The 671-nt window shown below is 44.0% G+C and carries 1 protein-coding gene; it reads right to left on the minus strand.

Annotated elements, in window-relative coordinates; all coding sequences use genetic code 11:
- Positions 1-671 (minus strand): malectin domain-containing carbohydrate-binding protein (locus P2W71_RS21200; protein ID WP_276373351.1); only part of this gene is annotated, 671 nt, incomplete at both ends.

Genomic DNA, 671 nt, shown 5'->3' on the forward strand with positions numbered 1-671 from the left:
GATGTTGTCGAATATGGTGTTCCGCCGGTAAAGTATTGATCAGCAACCCAAGCTTCTCCTCCAAAGTTTTGTGCTCCTCCACCACTGTTAATCCTGATAACGTTTACCAACTGCGGCGTGCCTGATGAAGTAACTGTCAACTGGAAAACATCTTCTACAAATGCATTGCTTGCATCGGTTGCTCTTAAGGTAATCATGCCTGTACCAGTTGTGCCGCTCAGTGTAAATGTCACCTGGCTTCCAACGATCTGGGTATTACTGATTAAGGCTGCATTTGTATTGTTCGGTACGGTGAAGGCCAGATTGTTTACCCCTCCATTATCATTGAAAATCTGTCCCAGGTTTACAACTAAGTTAGTTTGCGTTGAGGGAATATTTTGATCAGGATATGCCTGTGCAACAACGGGTGGGGTATTGACTGGAGCTGTATTATACCGCCCTACCACTACACCGGAAATCTTGCCGTTATCTACCACACTGGTGACACTAATGTTTATGATGCCGTCTGTGATATTAAGATTATCGGCTCGAAGTACAAACGCCTGGTTGATGGATCCAATGGTCTGAATCAAGTCCACATTAGTTCTTACAAACTGACCGTTCTCAATGTTAATACTGAATACTCTCGATCCGGTGGTGTTGAAATAAATTTCTGCCAGGTGAAGATCCAC

Source organism: Chryseolinea sp. H1M3-3, from assembly GCF_029360725.1.
Taxonomy (GTDB): Bacteria; Bacteroidota; Bacteroidia; order Cytophagales; family Cyclobacteriaceae; genus Chryseolinea.